This is a genomic window from Kribbella sp. NPDC000426 (assembly GCF_040300265.1).
GTDB lineage: Bacteria > Actinomycetota > Actinomycetes > Propionibacteriales > Kribbellaceae > Kribbella.
The window spans coordinates 1,165,541-1,181,572 of sequence record NZ_JBEPDK010000002.1 but is presented as its reverse complement, the minus strand read 5'-3'; the positions used below and the strand labels follow the sequence as shown (position 1 = coordinate 1,181,572).

Genomic DNA, 16,032 nt, shown 5'->3' with positions numbered 1-16,032 from the left:
TGTCTGACAATTTCATCCTATGGATAACTGGCCTCGGACCGCAACCCGCTGGGCCCAGATCACGTTGGCCGAGGACGATCCGGCGCATTTCGACGCGGATTTCTGGCTACGCCTGATGCGCGACAGCAAGTCGAACGCGACCTGCATCAGCGCCGGCGGATACATCGCCAACTACCCGACGCAGCTCGAGTACCACTACCGCAGCAAGTACCTGGCCGATACCGACCCGCTCGGCACACTCGTCGACGGCGCCCGCAGCCTCGGCATGACCGTGATGGCCCGCGTCGACCCGCACGCGATCCACGCCGACGCCGCCGAGGCCCACCCCGAATGGCTGGCCCGGGACCGGGCCGGCAATCCGATCGAGCACTGGGCGTACCCGGGTGTCTGGCTGACGTGCGCGTTCACGCCGTACCACCGGGAGTTCCTCACCGAGGTGATCCGCGAGATCGTCCGCGAGTACGACGTGGACGCGGTGTTCGCGAACCGGTGGGAGGGCTACCTCGGGATCTCGTACAGCGAGGGCGCACGCAAGTCGTTCCGCGACGAGTGCGGTCTGGAGTTGCCGCTCGAGGAGCATGGCGACAACTGGCCGGAGTACGTCGCCTGGCGGCATCGGCGGCTGGGTGAGCTGGTCGGGATCTGGGACCAGGCGGTCCGCGATCTCCGGCCGCATGCCAGGTTCGTGCCCAATCTGGGCGCACTCGCGGCCCGCGACCTGGCCCGCGATCTGGCCGAACCGGTCTCACCGCTGTTCATCGTCGACAAACAGGGCCGGCACGGGATCGAGGCGCCGTGGGTGGCCGGCCGGAGCGGCAAGCGCAACCGCGGGGTGTACCCGGACCGGCCGGTGCAGCTGATCACGTCGGTCGGGCCGGAGCACAAGTACCGCTGGAAGGACTCGGTTGCCCCGCCCGAGGAGACGAAGACCTGGATCGTCGACGGGTTCGCGCAGGGAGCCCTGCCGTGGTTCACGAAGTTCAACGCGACCATCCAGGACGAGCGCTGGGTCCAGCCGGTCGTCGAGGCGTTCAACCTGCACGCGACCGTCGAACCGGTCCTGCGTGACCTGCGGATCACGGCCGAGGTCGCGTTGCTCGACGCCGGCAACAACGATCACGACGACGGTTTCTACCAGGCGCTGGTCGAGGCGCGGATCCCGTTCGAGTTCGTTGCCGACAAGGTCATGACTCTGGAGCGACTGCACGCGTTCAAGGTCGTCGTACTCGCGAACGCCGAGCGATTGAGCGACGAGCAGTGCGCGATCCTGCGTGCATACGTCGAGGGTGGCGGGTCGCTCGTGGCGGCGTACCAGAGCTCGTTGTACGACGAGACCGGGGCGCAGCGGCCGGACTTCGGGCTGGGTGACGTGCTGGGGGTCCGGTTAGAAGAGCCGAGCCGCCGCGTACAGAACAACTACATCGCGCTGATGGACCCGCATCCGCTGAACGCCGGGTTCGAGGGTGCGCAGCGGATCATTGGCGGGACCCACATCATCGGGATCGGGTCCGACGCGGTGGTGCCGTTCCGGTTCATCCCCGACTTCCCGGATCTGCCGATGGAGGAGGTGTACCAACGCGAGGCGCCGGACAAGCCCGCGGTCGTGTGCACCGAGAACGGTGGCCGGACCGTGTACTTCCCGTTCAATGTCGGCGCTCTCTTCTGGGAGGCGCTGCAATCGGACCACGGCCGGCTGATCGCGAACGCGGTCTCGTGGGCGCTCGGGAAGACGCCGGACGTGAGCGTCGAGGGCGCCGGGCTGGTGGATGTCGCCTTCTACAAGGGTGATGCGGGCGCAGCCGTTGCCCTGGTCAACTTGACGAACCCGATGGCGATGCGCGGCCCGATCCGGGAGACGTTGCCGCTGCCGCCGCAGATCGTGTCGATGGCCGTACCCACGGATCGGGTGAAGGTGCGGCTGCTGGTGGCCGGCGTGGATCTCGTGCCGACGGTCGTCGACGGGCGGGTGGAAGTCGTGGTTCCGGCTGCAGGACTGCTCGAAGTCGTGCATGTGGATTGGAGTGAGGGATGAGGATCGGGTTCATCGGCCTCGGCGTCATGGGTCGTCCGATGGTCGACAATTTGATTGCCGCGGGCCACGAGCTCTCGGTGTACCGCGGCCGGACCGAGGTCGAGGCGTACGTGGCCGGTTCGGCGAAGGAGGTGGCCGAGCGGTCCGAGGTCGTGATCCTGATGGTGCCGGACACGCCTGACGTCGAGTCGGTCCTGTTCGCGCCGGCCGGGGTTGCCGAGGGGCTGCAGGCGGGTTCGCTGGTGATCGACATGAGCTCGATCTCGCCGACCGCGACGATCGGGTTCGCGCAGCTGATCGAGAAGCTCGGCTGCGAGTACCTCGACGCGCCGGTGTCGGGCGGCGAGCTCGGCGCCCGGGACGGGACGCTGACGATCATGGTCGGCGGGCGGCCCGAGGTGTTCGAGCGGGCCCGGCCGGTCTTCGACGTACTCGGGAAGAACATCACGCTGATCGGCGGTCCCGGCGCCGGCCAGACCGCGAAGGTCGCGAACCAGATCATCGTTGGACTGACCATCGAAGCGGTGGCCGAGGGACTGCTGTTCGCGGAGCGGGCAGGCGCGGATCCGGCCGTCGTACGCGAGGCCCTGATGGGCGGGTTCGCGAGCTCGCGGATCCTCGAGGTACACGGCGAGCGGATGGTCAAGGAGACCTTCGAGCCGGGGTTCCGGATCCGCCTGCACCGCAAGGATCTGGGCCTGGCGATCCAGGCCGCGGCCGAGCTCGATCTCGCCCTGCCCAATACTGCGATGACGCAACAGTTGATGAACGCCGCGGTCGCTGCCGGCGACGGCGAGCTGGACCACTCCGCGCTGTACCGGACCTTGCGATGGGACCACCCATGATCGTTGTCGTTGGCAAAGAAGCACCGGCGTACGTCGAAGCCGCCGCAGGCAGCCCGATTCGGTTCGTCGACTCGCTCGACGATGCGGCGGACGTCTTCGGCGAGATGGCGGCCGTGGTCGGGCACGTGTCGCCGGACGTGCTCGCGAAGGCGCCGAAGCTGCGCTGGGCACACAGCCCGTCGGCCGGCGTCGACTCCGACCTCACACCGGAGATGCGCGCCTCGTCCGTCGTCCTGACCTCCAGCGCCGGGAACGGCGGGATCCCGCTGGCCGAGCACTCGATGTTGCTGATGCTCATGCTGAGCCGCGACGTACCGCGGTGGATGCGGGCGCAGGCCGAGCACCGCTGGGACCACTACCGGCACGCCGAACTCGCCGGTCGGACCGTCGGCATCTACGGCCTCGGCAACTCGGGTATCGACCTTGCACAGAAGGCGAAGGCGTTCCACATGCGGACGCTCGGCGTACGTCGCCGCCCGGACCAGCCGTCGCCGTACGTCGACGAGCTGTGCGATCTCGACCACTTGCTGGCGGAGTCCGACTTCGTGGTCGTGACCGTGCCCCGGACGCCGACGACCGCCGGTGTGTTCGACCGGGACGCGTTCGCGCGGATGAAGCCGTCGGCGTACTTCATCTGCATCTCGCGCGGTGGGATCGCGGACGACGACGCGCTCCTGGAAGCTCTGCGGACCGGGCAGATCGCGGGCGCCGGCCTGGACGCGCACGGTGTGGAGCCGTTGCCGCCGGAGAGCCCGTTCTGGTCGCTGCCGAACGTGATCGTGACCCCGCACAACGGCGCCACCAGCGACGGCAACCTTCGCCGCTCGCGGGAGATCGTTGCCGAGAACATCCGCCGCTTCGTCGCGGGCGAGCCGTTGCACAATGTAGTCGACAAGATCCACGGCTACTAAGGGGCGTCATGAGTACCGAAGCGCATCTGGAGCTCGGGCCGTCGTCGCTGACCGACGCACTCTACGAGTCGATCCGCAAGCGCATCGTGAACGGTGAGATCCCGCAGGGGGAGAAGCTCACGGAGGTCCGGCTGGCCACGGAGTACAACGTGGCCCGGCCGACCGCCAAGGCGGCGCTCGAGCGGCTCACCGCGCTCGGGCTGCTCCGGCGTACTGCGCACAAGACCGCTGTCGTCCCGGTGCTCGACGAGGCCGAGATCCGGGACCTGTTCTTCAGCCGGATCACGATCGAGAAGGCCGCGGTGTCCGCGCTCGCCGCAACCGGCCAGGTGCCGGCCGACGCGGCGCGGGCCCAGGTCGCGATCGAGTACGCCGCCCGCGACCGCCTGTTCGAGAACCAGGTCGAAGCGGACATCACCTTCCACACCGCCCTCGTCGCCGCGGTCGGAAGCCGGCGCCTGACCCGGATGCACGAGCTGATCATCGGCGAGGTCCACCTGTCGATGGGCCAGTACAAGGCCCACCGGAAGGTCGACCCGTCGACGGTCGCCGCAGAGCACGCCGCCGTACTGGAAGCCATCGCGGCCGGCGATCCGGCCGCTGCCGCCGACCATCTGGTGCACCACCTCGAGCAGGCCGAGGGGCGCCTGCTCAGCACGCTGCCTCAGACCAAGTCGTGACGGAGCAGGACGGTCCGATTGTCGAACGAGCGGGTCTCCGCGAGGCGGAGGTCGTGGCGCCCGGTGGGCTGGTAGACGGGCTTGCCGCCGCCGAGGATCACCGGGTGCACGATCACGTGGTACTCGTCGAGCAGCCCTAGCTCGGTCAGCGCCGCGGCCACGCTCGCGCTGCCGGTGAGCAGGATGTCCTTGCCCGGCTCCTCCTTGATCGCCCTGATCTCCTCGGCCTTCCGGACGATCCGGGTGCCCCAGTCAGCACTGTCCAGCGTCGTCGACAGCACGACCTTCGGCATACTGCGCCAGACCGGTGCGAACTGGATCGCGTGCTCGTCGGGGTTCATCGACTCGGCGTTCGGCCAGTACGACGACATCATGGTCCAGACCGTTCGCCCGTACAGGAACAGGTCGGCACGCTCGGTCAGGCTCATCGAGTAGTCGCCGAGCTCCGGGCCGAGCTGGGCCCAGTCGAACTCGCCGTTCGGGCCCTCGATGAAGCCGTCGAGCGACTGGTGCACGTAGTACATGATCTTGCGCATGATGTCCTCCGGGTGATGGTTTACCTCCTGGTCGGAGCCGGGCTGCCCGCCTTGACACCGGCATTGACGAAACCCGTCCGGCTTGGGAAGGTCGTGGGTGAACGGGCGGGTCTGGGGGAGGGCCGGCTGCCCGCCGGGGGTTCAGACGCTCTCTGGGGAGAAGTTTCGCGCTGCGCTCGACGGCGACACCGGTCTGCACGGCGTTGCGGGTGTGTGGTGCACGCGCGCGCCGATCTGCGACAGGCGACAGTTCGGGGAGCGGACATGGGTGCGATAGAGGACCTGCGGGAAAACACCAGAGGACAGGTCTTCACAGCAGGTGACGAGGGGTACGACGCGGCGCGCCGCGTCAACAACTGGATGCACGACAAACGGCCGCAGGCGATCGTCCGGTGCGAGAACGCCGGTGACGTGATGACGGCCATCGACTACGCCCGATCCGAGGGGCTCGACCTCGCGGTGCGCGGCGGCGGACACAGTGTGCCGGGCTTCGGCACGGTCGACGACGGTGTCGTGATCGACCTGAGCGCGATGCGCAACGTCCGCGTCGATCCGATGACCCGGACCGCGCGGGCCGGCGGCGGCGCGACCTGGGGCGATTTCAACGCGGCGACGCACGCGTTCGGGCTGGCCACGACCGGCGGCATCATCTCGACCACCGGCGTCGGCGGACTGACGCTCGGCGGCGGGATCGGGTACCTGGCCCGCGGGCTCGGGTTGTCCTGCGACAACCTGATCTCGGCCGACGTGGTGACCGCGGACGGGAAGTTCCTGATCGCGAGCGAGAAGGAGAACGACGACCTGTTCTGGGCGCTGCGGGGCGGTGGCGGCAACTTCGGCGTCGTGACCGCGCTGGAGTTCCGGCTGGCGCCGGTGTCGACGATCTACGGCGGCCCGATGTTCTTCGAGCTGTCCGACGCGGCCGCAGTACTCACCGGATTCCGGGAGCTGATCAAGGACGCGCCCGAGCAGCTGGGTGGGTTCCCGGCGTTCCAGATCGCGCCGCCGCTGCCGTTCATCCCGGAGAACCGGCACGGTGAGCCGTTCGCCGCGATCGTCGGCTGCTGGGCCGGCGACCTCGACGAGGGCGAAGCGCAGATCTCGAAGTTCCGCGAGTTCGCGCCGGTGATGGCCGAGATGGTCGGACCGATGCCGTACCCGGCGCTGAACGGTGCGTTCGACGCACTGGTGCCGGCCGGTCTGCAGCACTACTGGAAGGCGAACTTCGTCACCGAGCTGACCGATGACGCTATCCAGGCGCACCTGCGGCACGCGCCCGGTCTGCCGTCGGTGAACTCGACCGTGCACATCTATCCGATCAACGGCGCTTGTCACCGGGTCACGCCGGACGCGACCGCGTTCGCCTACCGCGACGCGAACTTCGCCACGGTGATCGCCGGCATGTGGCCGGACCCGGCGCAGAACGACGCCGGGATCGAATGGGTGCGTTCGTACTACGACGACGTGGCGCCGCACTCCGAGGCGGGCGGGTACATCAACTTCATGGCTGAGGACGACCAGGGCCGGATCCGGGAGAACTACCGGCAGAACTACGACCGGCTGGTCGAGGTCAAGCGCAAGTACGACCCGGCCAACGTGTTCCACCTCAACCAGAACATCATGCCCTAGGCAACTGACAGGGGTAGCGGCCGGTACCCCGTACCGGCCGCACCCCCCCAGCTTTGTCTTCGCTAGAGCGTTGCTCAGAGGGTCAGGAGGCGCTGGAAGAACGCGCGGTAGCGCTGGAGCGCCGAGCGCAGGTCCTCGGTCGACGGCTCGCCGCCGGACCACTGCTGCTCGAGGCCCTGGTGCTGACGGTCGAAGCTGTCCGAGAGGTTCCTGAGCACGTCGTCGACCAGCGAGTCGGCCTCGGTGACGGCCTTGCGCGGGTCGTCGACGAACCCTTGCTGGATGACCTCCCAGCGGGCCCGGTAGTCCACGACCGCTTCCTCGGCCACCAACGGCTCGTCGGCCGCCGGAGTCGCCGTCATACCGCCGTCTGTCGGCTGAGCGACGCGCTCATCGGCCATCCGGTCATCGGCCACGCGGTCGTCAGTGATGCGGTCCTCGGGCATGCGGTCGTCGGGCATGCGGTCCGCCGGCATGCGGGTGTCGTCGGGCATGCGGCGGTCGTCGAGGGCGGAGTTGTTGGCCGCGGCGTCGAGGTCAGGGTCGACGTCGGGGTCGTAGCGGCGGTCGTCTGTCCGGTCTGGCCGGTCTGACATGGTCATGCTTGCTCCTCGGCGGTCGTCGGGCGGGTGGTGTGGCGTTCTGCGCTGTCGTGCAGCAATGCGTCGACCAGTTGGCCGTAGGCGGTGACCGCCTGGCGCAGGTCTTCGGTGCCGGCTTCACCACGGGAGTCGGCGACGGCGACCCGGTGCGCGTCGCGGTAGTGCGCCGCGACCTCCGGGTGGTCGACCGAGATGTCGTTGACCCGCTGGTCGAACTCGTCGACCGGATAGCCGGACTCGCGCATCATCCGCAGTACCAGCCGGTCCGCATCGGCGACCGCGCCGGCCGGGCGATCCACGAAGCTCTGTCGTACCTCGGCCCACTCCGCCTCGTAGGCGGCCGCGGATCCGCGGCTCAGCGGCACGATGTCGAGCCGCGACACGCGCCGTTCCCGGCTGCGCAGTTCGCGTTCCGCGCCGCGCCGGTCACCCGACTCCTCGAGCGTGCGTTCGTACTCCGGCCCGAACCGCTGTTGCAGTTCGCCGGAACGTCTGCGCTGATACATGAACAACAGCGCGGCCGCCGCGAGGACCACGACGACGATGATCACGATGGTCAGGACGGTACCCATCAGAGCTCCAGTGCGATTGGCTGAACGGGCCCGCGGTCGCGCATGGCGCAGCGATCGCAGAGACCCCCGGGCAGACGGTCCCCAGCGCCGCCTCACGTTCCCCCGTGGCCCGCCCGGTACCCACGTCATGCGCAGACAAGCGTCCGGCCCGCACACCTTTTGTCCAGGTGTGCGGGCCGGAAGGAACGCCGGGTCAGGCTTTCGGTGCGAGCTTGTGGACGACGATGCCGGACTTGAACGTCGTCGTACCGAGCAGTTCGAGGTGGGTGAGGTCGACGTTGTCGCCGCGGAACATGTTCACGCCGTCGGCCACCACCGGGAAGATCCAGAAGTGGTACTCGTCGACGAGCTTGTTCTCCAGCAGCGTCTTCGAGAACGACCCGGTGCCGTACTTGATCAGGTTGCCGCCGTCCTCCGCCTTGAGCTTGCGGACGGCCTCGGCCGCGTCGCCTTCGAGCGGCTGCGCGTTCCACTTCCACTCGGTCAGCGTGCGGGTGGCGACGTACTTCGGCATCTCGTTGAAGTGATCCGTGAACGGGTCGCCGCCGCGCTGCATCCACGCGTCCGCGAAGCCTTCGTAGGTGACGCGGCCGAGGACCTGGGCGTCGACGCCTTCCATCAGGCCTTGCGAGTACGCCGCGTGCTCGTCGTCCCAGTACGGCGGGCTCCAGCGCTGCGGTTCGTCGATGACGCCGTTGAGCGTGATGAACGTGGTTTCGATCAGCTTCCTCATGGGTCTTTCCTTTCAGTGGTTGTACGGACGCTTCGTCCGGGCGTCCTGGAGTGCTGCGGCCCACCAGACGAGCTGGTCGAGCATGAGTTTGGCTTGCGCCTCGTAGCCGGCGGAAGGCTTGGGCCAGCCGCCGTCGGCGGTGAACTGCTCCCAGTAGCAGGGCAGTGCGACGGTGTTGCGAATGGTGACGGCCTGGAGCTCGGTGAAGACCTGGCGCAGCTGGGCAGTGGCGTAGCAGCCGCCGCTGTCCCGGCCGTAGCTGACGATCGCGACCGGCTTGGCGTGCCACTCGTCGTAGTACCAGTCCAGTGCGGTCTTCAGCGATGCCGGGAAGCTGCAGTTGATCTCCGGCGTGACGACGGCGAACGCATCCGCCGCAGCCAGCCTCGGGGCCAGTACGGCGACCTGGGCCGGTGTCTCGTCGTCGGTATCCGGCAGGGTCGTCGGGAGGTCCGCGGCCTGCAGGTCGAGGACGTCGACCTCGAAGTGCTTGGCCGCCTGCTGTGCCAGCCAGTGCGCCACGGTCGGTCCGAACCGGCCACGCCGGGTGCTGCCGATGATCACTGCCAGTCGCATTTTCCTGCCTCCTTCCGTCTGAGGAAGACTCTGCCGGAACCCGTTTACGGTTTCTTTCCGGTCGGTGCGACTAGGCCGGAATAGGGTGCCTTCATGCGGTTCGGGGTACTGGGGCCAGTGACGGCGTGGACGGACGCGGGGGAGCCTGTGGTCATCCAGGGCCTGAAGGTGCGCGCGTTGCTGGCTGACCTACTCGCGCACGAGGGTCGTCCGGTGCCGGCGGACCGGCTCATCGACGACCTGTGGGGCTCGAACGTGCCCGGCAACCCTGCGGGGACCCTGTCTGCCAAGGTGTCCCAGCTGCGGCGGGCTCTTGAGGACGCTGAGCCAGGCAGCCGCTCGCTGGTGCAGTCCGGCCCGGCGGGCTATTCGCTGTCCGTTTCAGATGCCAACTGCGACGCACTGCGTTTCAGCGAGCTGGTGGCCGCGGGTTCGCTCGACGAGGCGCTGGGGCTGTGGCGCGGTCCGGCGTACGCCGACTTTGCGGACAACGCCTTCGTCGAGACCGCCGTGGCTCGGCTGACAGATCTCCGCCTGACTGTGCTCGAACGGGCAGACTTGCCCGTTGTCGATCTCGCAGCGCTCGTCAAGGCGCACCCACTGCGCGAGGGCTTGCGGGCCGCGCACATGAAGGCTCTGTACCGCGCAGGCCGTCAGAGTGAGGCTCTGGACAGCTATGCACAGCTACGCGACCTGTTGCTCGATGAGCTCGGTCTGGATCCCAGCCCAGAGCTGGTCGCTCTGCAGCAGTCGATCCTCACGCAGGACCTGCCGCATGCCCGCAACAATCTGCCGGCCGCGTTGAGCGAGCTGATCGGTCGCGATGAGGCCCTGGCCGACGTTGATGCCAGTCTGGCGAGCTCGCGCTTGGTGACCCTGACTGGGCCCGGGGGAGTAGGCAAGACTCGTCTAGCTCTCGCTGCGGCCGCTGCGACGGCAGACCGGTTCGCTGACGGCGTTGTGCTGGTTGAGCTGGCTGCCATCACACCTGATGCGTTGTCGGTCGCCAACTCACTCACTGACGCGGTGCAGTCCGCGCTGGACCTCCGCGACACCGGCGGCTCGTCCGCAGTCGACCGACTGGCCGCAGTGATGGGGTCACGCCTGCTGGTCCTGGACAACTGCGAGCAGGTCATCGAAGACGTTGCTGCGTTGACGGACCGGCTGCTTGCTGTTGCTCCGGGACTGCGTGTCCTGGCAACGAGCCGTGAGCCGCTCGGACTCGCTGGTGAGGTGGTGTGGAGCGTTCCGCCGCTGGAGGTGCCGCTGCCTTCGCTCAGTGTTGCGGCGGCCGGCGAGTGCAGTGCGGTGCAGCTGTTTGCGACCCGTGCTGCTGCGGCGTCACGTGGTTTCGCACTGACTGACGAGACCGTGGCTGATGTTGCAGTGCTCTGCCGGCGGCTGGACGGCATCCCCCTGGCATTGGAGCTCGCTGCAACCCGTGTGCGGGCGCTGGGCGTACGTGGACTTGTCGCGCGACTGGATGACAGGTTCCGGTTGCTTGCGACGGGCCATCGGGGTGCTGCGCCGCGACAGCAGACTCTCCACGCGATGATCGACTGGAGCTGGGAGCTGCTGGCGCCAGAGGAGCAGTCGGTGCTGCGGCGTCTCGCAGTACACGCAGACGGCTGTACTGCGGAGGCTGCGGCGGCTGTGTGCGGTGAGGACGACGTACTGGATGTGCTGGTGCGGTTGGTTGACCGGTCGCTCGTCGTACCGGTCGAGGGGACTCGCTTCCGGCTGCTCGAGTCGGTCGCGGCGTACTGCGTCGACAAGCTGCGAGCCGTCGGGGAGCTGGAGTCCGCCCATCAGCGGCATTTGGCGTACTACGTGTCGCTGGCCGAGGCTGCGCGGCCGGGGCTGTTCGGTGGTGAGCAGAGTCGTTGGCTGCAGCTGCTGGACGAGGACTCCGCCAACTTCCGGACCGCGCTGGACCGGGCAGTGGCCACTGGGCAGCTGGACCTGGCTGAGCGCCTTGTTGATGCACTGGCCTGGTACTGGTTCCTGCGTGGGCGTCATCTCGAGGCCATGCGGTCTCTGGAGGCCGTACCGGGCTCTGCTCGGGCTGGGGCGTGGCGGGCCGGGTACATGTACCTGCTGGGTCATCCTGACGCTCCAGTGGAGCGGGACCGCTGGGTGGACGCTGCTGACGCGATGGGGTTGTGGTGGATCGCGAACGCCGCCAGTGACGCCGGAGACCTGCCGACGTGCGAGGCGATGCTGGAGCGGGCGCTGAAGAGGTTCGAGGCCGACGAGGACCAGTGGGGTGTCGCGGCCGTGCTGGCTGCGCGTGCGAAGCATGCGCATGTGCGAGCTGATCTGCCGGCTCTCTATGACAGCGCGTGCGAGAGCATCACGATCTTCCGGGCGCTGGGGGACCGGTGGGGCGTGCTGCAGGCGACCGGCTGGTTCGGCGCGCACGCGGAACTCGTCGGCGACTTCGACGAGGCGCAGCGGCTCCATCTGGAGGGCGTTCAGGCCGCGGAGGAGCTCGGACTCTGGCCGGAGGTTGCCAGCGCGTTGGGCATGCTCGGCTGGACGTCGATCCGGCAGGCGCAGTACGAGTCGGCCCGCACGTACGGCGAGCGTGCGCTGCGGCTGGCCACCGAACAGGGACAGCGCTCCACGCAGGCGCTGGCGGAGCTGGTGCTGGGCTTCGCGGCACGTCGTACCGGAGCTTTGGACGAGGCCTCGGAGCGGTTGCAGGCTTTGGTCGACGCAGCGCGGTTGCAGAAGGAGTCGGTCCTGTACCTGTCGATCGTGCTGGAGGAGCTGGGGTTCGTCAGAGAGCTCCAGGGCCGCCCGGAGGAGGCGCTGGCGCTGCACACGGAGGCCTTCCAGGTGTCCGTGGACTTCGACTCGCTGCGCGGTATGTGCTGGGCGCTGGAGGGGATTGCGGCCTGTCATCCGGACAAGACCCTGGCGGCCGTCCTGCTGGGCGCTGCTGCTGCCACGCGGGCGTCGGAGAACTACCTCATGGCCGCGACCGAGACCGAGGACCTGGACCGGGCGATCGCCGCGGCTGCCGTCGTGGGTGAGGCGGCGTACGAGGCGGCGTACGCGCGGGGCGCCGTGCTGAGTCCGGCTCAGGCCTTCGCGCTGCTCGTCCGCCAGTAGATGTTCTGTAGTTGAGATTATTGGTCTGCCGAAGTAGTTTTGCTCCCGAGCCAACTTCGACAGGTGAAGGTGAACCATGGACTACGGCCACGAGCTGGTCTTCGGCACGTTCCTGACCCCCGCGGTCGACAACCCGGACCGCGTGATCGCGCTGGCCCAGCTGACCGAGCAGGTCGGACTCGACCTGGTGAGCTTCCAGGACCACCCGTACCAGCCGCGCCTGATGGACGCGTGGACCTTGCTGGCGGTCGTGGCCGCTCAGACGCAGCGCATCAAGGTGACCACCAACGTCGCCAACCTGCCACTGCGCCACCCGGTCGTTCTCGCGCGCAGCGTCGCGACGCTCGACCTGATCACCGGTGGGCGCGTGGAGCTGGGGCTGGGTGCCGGCGGGTTCCTGGATGCGGTCGCGGCGAACGGCGGGCCGCGGCTGACGGCCGGGCAGAGCATCACCGCGCTGGAGGAGGCCATCGCGATCATGCGCGAGGTCTGGACGCCTACTGGCGGCGGCATCCGCCTGGCCGGGAAACACTACACAGTGGCCGGCGCCAAGCGCGGTCCGGAGCCGGCGCATGAAGTGTCGATCTGGCTGGGTGCGTACAAGCCGCGGATGCTCGCGGTCACCGGTCGGCTCGCGGACGGGTGGCTGCCGAGCAGCGGATACGCCGGTCCGGATCAGCTCACCGCCATGAACAAGCAGATCGACGAGGCGGCGCTGGAGGCCGGGCGTGAGCCTTCGGCGGTACGGCGGCTGTACAACATCTCTGGCCGGTTCGACGGGAACGGCGGGTTCCTGCAGGGTCCCGAGGAGCTCTGGATCGACCAGCTGACCGAGCTGACCCTGGCCGAGGGGATGAGCACGTACATCCTCGCCTCCGACAACCCCGACGACATCCGCCGCTTCGCCGAAGTAGCCGCAGGCGTCCGCGAGGCGGTAGACACCGCCCGCCACCAACCCACGAACTCCACCGCCACCAGCCACTCCACAGAAACCGCTGCTGAGTCCGCGGGCGCTGCGGCTGTTCCCGGATCTCCTGTCCAGGTCAGCGGATTCAGCGTCGTCGCGACGCCGCCTCCGTCTGTGAAGCGGAGCGCCGTGCAGCTGTTGGACGAGTCAGCTCGGCCGACCGGTCCCGCGCTGGACCCGGCGCGGAGCTACACGCCGTACCAGCTGCAGTCCGGGCAGCACCTGATCGACGTACACGACCATCTGCGGGCCGAGCTCGAGCAGGTACGTGATCTGGTCGAGCAGGTCGCCGCCGGGACGCTCGGTGTCGGCGCGGCGCGTTCGGCCATCAACACCATGACCATGCGACAGAACAACTGGACCCTTGGCACCTACTGCGAGTCCTACTGCCGACTCGTCACCACACACCACTCGATCGAGGACGCCTCACTCTTCCCGCACCTGCGTCGCGCCGACCCAGAGCTGGTGCCGGTCGTCGACCGGCTGCAGGAGGAGCACAAGATCATCCACGACGTACTCGAAGGTGTCGACAAGGCTCTCGTCGCACTCGTTGACGGATCAGGCAACATCGACGGATTGCGTGCCGCCGTGGACCTGCTCGACGACACGCTCCTGTCGCACCTGTCCTACGAAGAGCGCGAACTGGTCGAGCCGCTCGCACGACTCGGGGTGTTCTAACTACTTCGCTTCACCCAGCAGCGAGGCGAGGATGTCGAGCAGGCGGAGCGTCGGCACCTCGCCGAGCAGGCGGGCCGCGCTCGTCGCCGGCTCCGCGATCAGGCGGACCTGGAGCAGCTTGAAGTCGCGGACGTTGGCCGGGTTGACCAGGTCGTCGCGGACGGCGGACAGGAACTCCGACCCGGCCGACGCCGTCCCGTACGTCATTCGGATGAAGCTGTCGGTCACCGGGAACAGGTACGGGCGCTTGAGGTGCAGCAGCTTCGACTTCTTGGCGTGCCCGAACCCGCGGTGGCCGGTGAACTTGTCGTCCAGCGCCATCGCCGCCTCGAACAGGTCACTGCCCCGCTCGGCGTCCTCCAGCCGCGCGTCCACCGGGATCGCGGCGAACTCCTTCTCCGCCTCGACCTCGAGCAGCCACGGGATGTCGAGCGCCCGCAGATCGCTGCCGATCACCATGGTCCGGCCGAGATCTTCGAACGTGACCTGGTTCGGGTCGGAGCCACCGACGGTGGTCATCCCCGGCAGCCCGTCATAGTACTGCAGCACGGCGCCGTTCGTCTCGGCGTACAGCCGCAGCTGCGCGATCGCCTCGTCGACGACGATCTTCCGGGTACCGATGTTCATGAGCCACACCCTCACACTTGTGGTGGCATACCCGCCAGCGGGCGGACCATCATTCGAACGTTCCTCACACACTGTTTCCGCAGATCGTAGCGACTCCACGGCCCCCCGCACGCCACTCCCACTTCCCGTTATCCACAACCTGTAACCATCCGCCCCAACACCTCCGACCTAGATAAACTCTCAGTAACAGTCCAACAACTGAGCGGAGGCGCCAACGATGCGATATCGGCTGCCCGTGCTCGAAACCGTCGGAGAACCAATTGAAGAAGTGGGGGATCGGGTGAGCCCGCGTCACGCGAGGGACTCTCTCGTCGTCGTTGTCGACGGGGACGAGGTGCCGGGGATCAGCGTGTACGGGCTTGCGCGGTGCGGTGTCCGGCGTACCACGGTGTTGCCCCTCGATCCCTGGTACGGCGCAATTGCCGTCGACGAGTTCACTCTGCGTGGGGACGCTTGGGAGATCCCCAGTTGGGATCTGCCGATCGTCATCTGGCCGACGATCGATGAGTTCCCAGCCACGATTCGTACCCTACTGGCCGCAGTGATCGAGTCCGGCTGCGTTGTCGCCTGGATCGGCGCCGAGGGACTACCCTTCTGCGATCCACCGCAACTGTTCGACCCGACCTGTATGTCGGGAGGTGTGCTGGCCTGGATGACAGATGACGGCCGGTTCGAATGCAAGCTGGACCCGGACGCGCCGGTACCTGCAGTTCCCGATCAGACGTTGTTGATGCTCAGGCGACACGCAGGCGGCCTCGCGGACGCTGGATCGTGAGGGTGACCTCATATCGGGATCTACCGGGTTCTCAAGACGGCCGGCGCTTCCAAAGCCGACGAGAACTGACGATGCCGGACGACGGGGGCGTCGGCTCTAGGATCTGGGGATGGAGGCTGGCGTATTGCGGCAGGTACGGGCGTCGTACGACGACGGGACGGTGTCGGTCTATCAGGCGTACCCGGCGGAGATTGCGGAGCCGGCGTTGGGGGCGGGGACGTTCGTGGAGCCGTTCGGGATGGGTCGGATGACGTGGATCAAGCCGTCGTTCCTCTGGATGGCCTACCGGTCGGGATGGGGCACGAAACAGGGGCAGACGCGAGTACTGCAGATCCGCATCACACGTGCCGGGTTCGAGTGGGCATTGGCTCATGGAGTGCTTTCGCATTACCAGGCAGGGTTTCATAAGTCCGAGGAGGTGTGGAAGCAGTCGCTCGCGGCGGCGCCGGTGCGGATCCAGTGGGATCCGGAGCAGACGGTGACGCTCACGCCGCAGCCGCGGGTGCGGTCGATACAGATCGGGCTGTCCGGTGATGCCGTACGGCGGTATGTGAACGAGTGGATCGTCCGGCTGGAGGATGTCACGTCGGAGATGCAGCGAGTCCGGGATCTCGCCCGGGTTTCGCCGAGTGCGGCCGAGGCGGAGCTCCCAGCCGAGCGACCGTACCCGGTGTCCGACGAGTTGGCCGCCAGGATCGCCGCAACCCCGGGCGCACACGTGGCGCAGTAATTGGGTTGAGGAGGTATAGCTG

General features: G+C 67.9%; 15 protein-coding genes. 9 read left to right on the top strand and 6 right to left on the bottom strand.

Going from position 1 to position 16,032, the window contains the following annotated elements:
- Positions 1–19: 19 nt before the first annotated feature.
- Genes ABT313_RS13315 through ABT313_RS13300 form a run of 4 tightly spaced genes read left to right on the top strand, consistent with a single transcriptional unit; the run spans position 20 to position 4,468 of the window.
- A complete protein-coding gene (locus tag ABT313_RS13315; RefSeq protein WP_350851860.1) occupies positions 20–2,032 on the top strand; it encodes an alpha-amylase family protein in 2,013 nt (670 codons plus the stop codon).
- Positions 2,029–2,877 (top strand): 2-hydroxy-3-oxopropionate reductase, encoded by an 849-nt coding sequence (locus ABT313_RS13310; RefSeq protein WP_350851858.1) that lies wholly within the window; start codon positions 2,029–2,031, stop codon positions 2,875–2,877. The genes ABT313_RS13315 and ABT313_RS13310 overlap by 4 nt, the downstream gene beginning before the upstream one ends.
- Entirely contained in the window at positions 2,874–3,788 is a 915-nt protein-coding gene (locus ABT313_RS13305; RefSeq protein ID WP_350851856.1) for a D-2-hydroxyacid dehydrogenase, read from the top strand. The genes ABT313_RS13310 and ABT313_RS13305 overlap by 4 nt, the downstream gene beginning before the upstream one ends.
- An 8-nt stretch (positions 3,789–3,796) precedes the next feature.
- On the top strand, positions 3,797–4,468 hold the full coding sequence (locus ABT313_RS13300; protein ID WP_350851854.1) for a GntR family transcriptional regulator: 672 nt from the start codon (positions 3,797–3,799) through the stop codon (positions 4,466–4,468).
- On the opposite strand, the gene ABT313_RS13295 is transcribed toward ABT313_RS13300, so the two are convergent.
- Positions 4,453–5,004, bottom strand: a complete 552-nt coding sequence (locus ABT313_RS13295; protein WP_350851852.1) for a dihydrofolate reductase family protein — start codon at positions 5,002–5,004, stop codon at positions 4,453–4,455. The two genes, ABT313_RS13300 and ABT313_RS13295, sit on opposite strands and share 16 nt — an antisense overlap.
- Before the next feature lie 264 nt (positions 5,005–5,268).
- Between ABT313_RS13295 and ABT313_RS13290 the strand changes: the two genes are divergently transcribed.
- Positions 5,269–6,633 (top strand): FAD-binding oxidoreductase, encoded by a 1,365-nt coding sequence (locus ABT313_RS13290; RefSeq protein ID WP_350851850.1) that lies wholly within the window; start codon positions 5,269–5,271, stop codon positions 6,631–6,633.
- Positions 6,634–6,707: 74 nt separating this feature from the next.
- On the opposite strand, the gene ABT313_RS13285 is transcribed toward ABT313_RS13290, so the two are convergent.
- The 4 genes from ABT313_RS13285 to ABT313_RS13270 form a co-directional block, all read right to left on the bottom strand.
- Entirely contained in the window at positions 6,708–7,235 is a 528-nt protein-coding gene (locus ABT313_RS13285) for a hypothetical protein (protein ID WP_350851848.1), read from the bottom strand.
- Entirely contained in the window at positions 7,232–7,807 is a 576-nt protein-coding gene (locus ABT313_RS13280) for a hypothetical protein (RefSeq protein ID WP_350851846.1), read from the bottom strand. Before ABT313_RS13280 ends, ABT313_RS13285 begins: the two co-directional genes overlap by 4 nt.
- Positions 7,808–8,000: 193 nt before the next feature.
- Complete coding sequence (locus tag ABT313_RS13275; RefSeq protein ID WP_350851844.1) at positions 8,001–8,540, bottom strand: dihydrofolate reductase family protein; 540 nt, start codon at positions 8,538–8,540, stop codon at positions 8,001–8,003.
- Between the two features lie 12 nt (positions 8,541–8,552).
- Positions 8,553–9,116 (bottom strand): NADPH-dependent FMN reductase, encoded by a 564-nt coding sequence (locus ABT313_RS13270; protein WP_350851842.1) that lies wholly within the window; start codon positions 9,114–9,116, stop codon positions 8,553–8,555.
- A 93-nt stretch (positions 9,117–9,209) separates the two neighbouring features.
- Here ABT313_RS13270 and ABT313_RS13265 point away from each other — a divergent pair, with 93 nt between their 5' ends.
- A complete protein-coding gene (locus ABT313_RS13265; RefSeq protein ID WP_350851841.1) occupies positions 9,210–12,233 on the top strand; it encodes an AfsR/SARP family transcriptional regulator in 3,024 nt (1,007 codons plus the stop codon).
- A gap of 76 nt (positions 12,234–12,309) precedes the next feature.
- Entirely contained in the window at positions 12,310–13,878 is a 1,569-nt protein-coding gene (locus tag ABT313_RS13260) for an LLM class flavin-dependent oxidoreductase (RefSeq protein ID WP_350851839.1), read from the top strand.
- On the opposite strand, the gene ABT313_RS13255 is transcribed toward ABT313_RS13260, so the two are convergent.
- Complete coding sequence (locus tag ABT313_RS13255; RefSeq protein ID WP_350851838.1) at positions 13,879–14,505, bottom strand: DUF6308 family protein; 627 nt, start codon at positions 14,503–14,505, stop codon at positions 13,879–13,881.
- A gap of 217 nt (positions 14,506–14,722) precedes the next feature.
- On the opposite strand from ABT313_RS13255, the gene ABT313_RS13250 reads away from it, so the two are divergent.
- Both ABT313_RS13250 and ABT313_RS13245 read left to right on the top strand, forming a co-directional pair.
- The gene (locus ABT313_RS13250) at positions 14,723–15,280 is read left to right on the top strand and encodes a hypothetical protein (protein WP_350851836.1); all 558 of its coding nucleotides are present in this window, start codon (positions 14,723–14,725) and stop codon (positions 15,278–15,280) included.
- A 109-nt stretch (positions 15,281–15,389) separates the two neighbouring features.
- Positions 15,390–16,010 (top strand): DUF4291 domain-containing protein, encoded by a 621-nt coding sequence (locus tag ABT313_RS13245; protein ID WP_350851834.1) that lies wholly within the window; start codon positions 15,390–15,392, stop codon positions 16,008–16,010.
- Positions 16,011–16,032 lie beyond the last annotated feature (22 nt).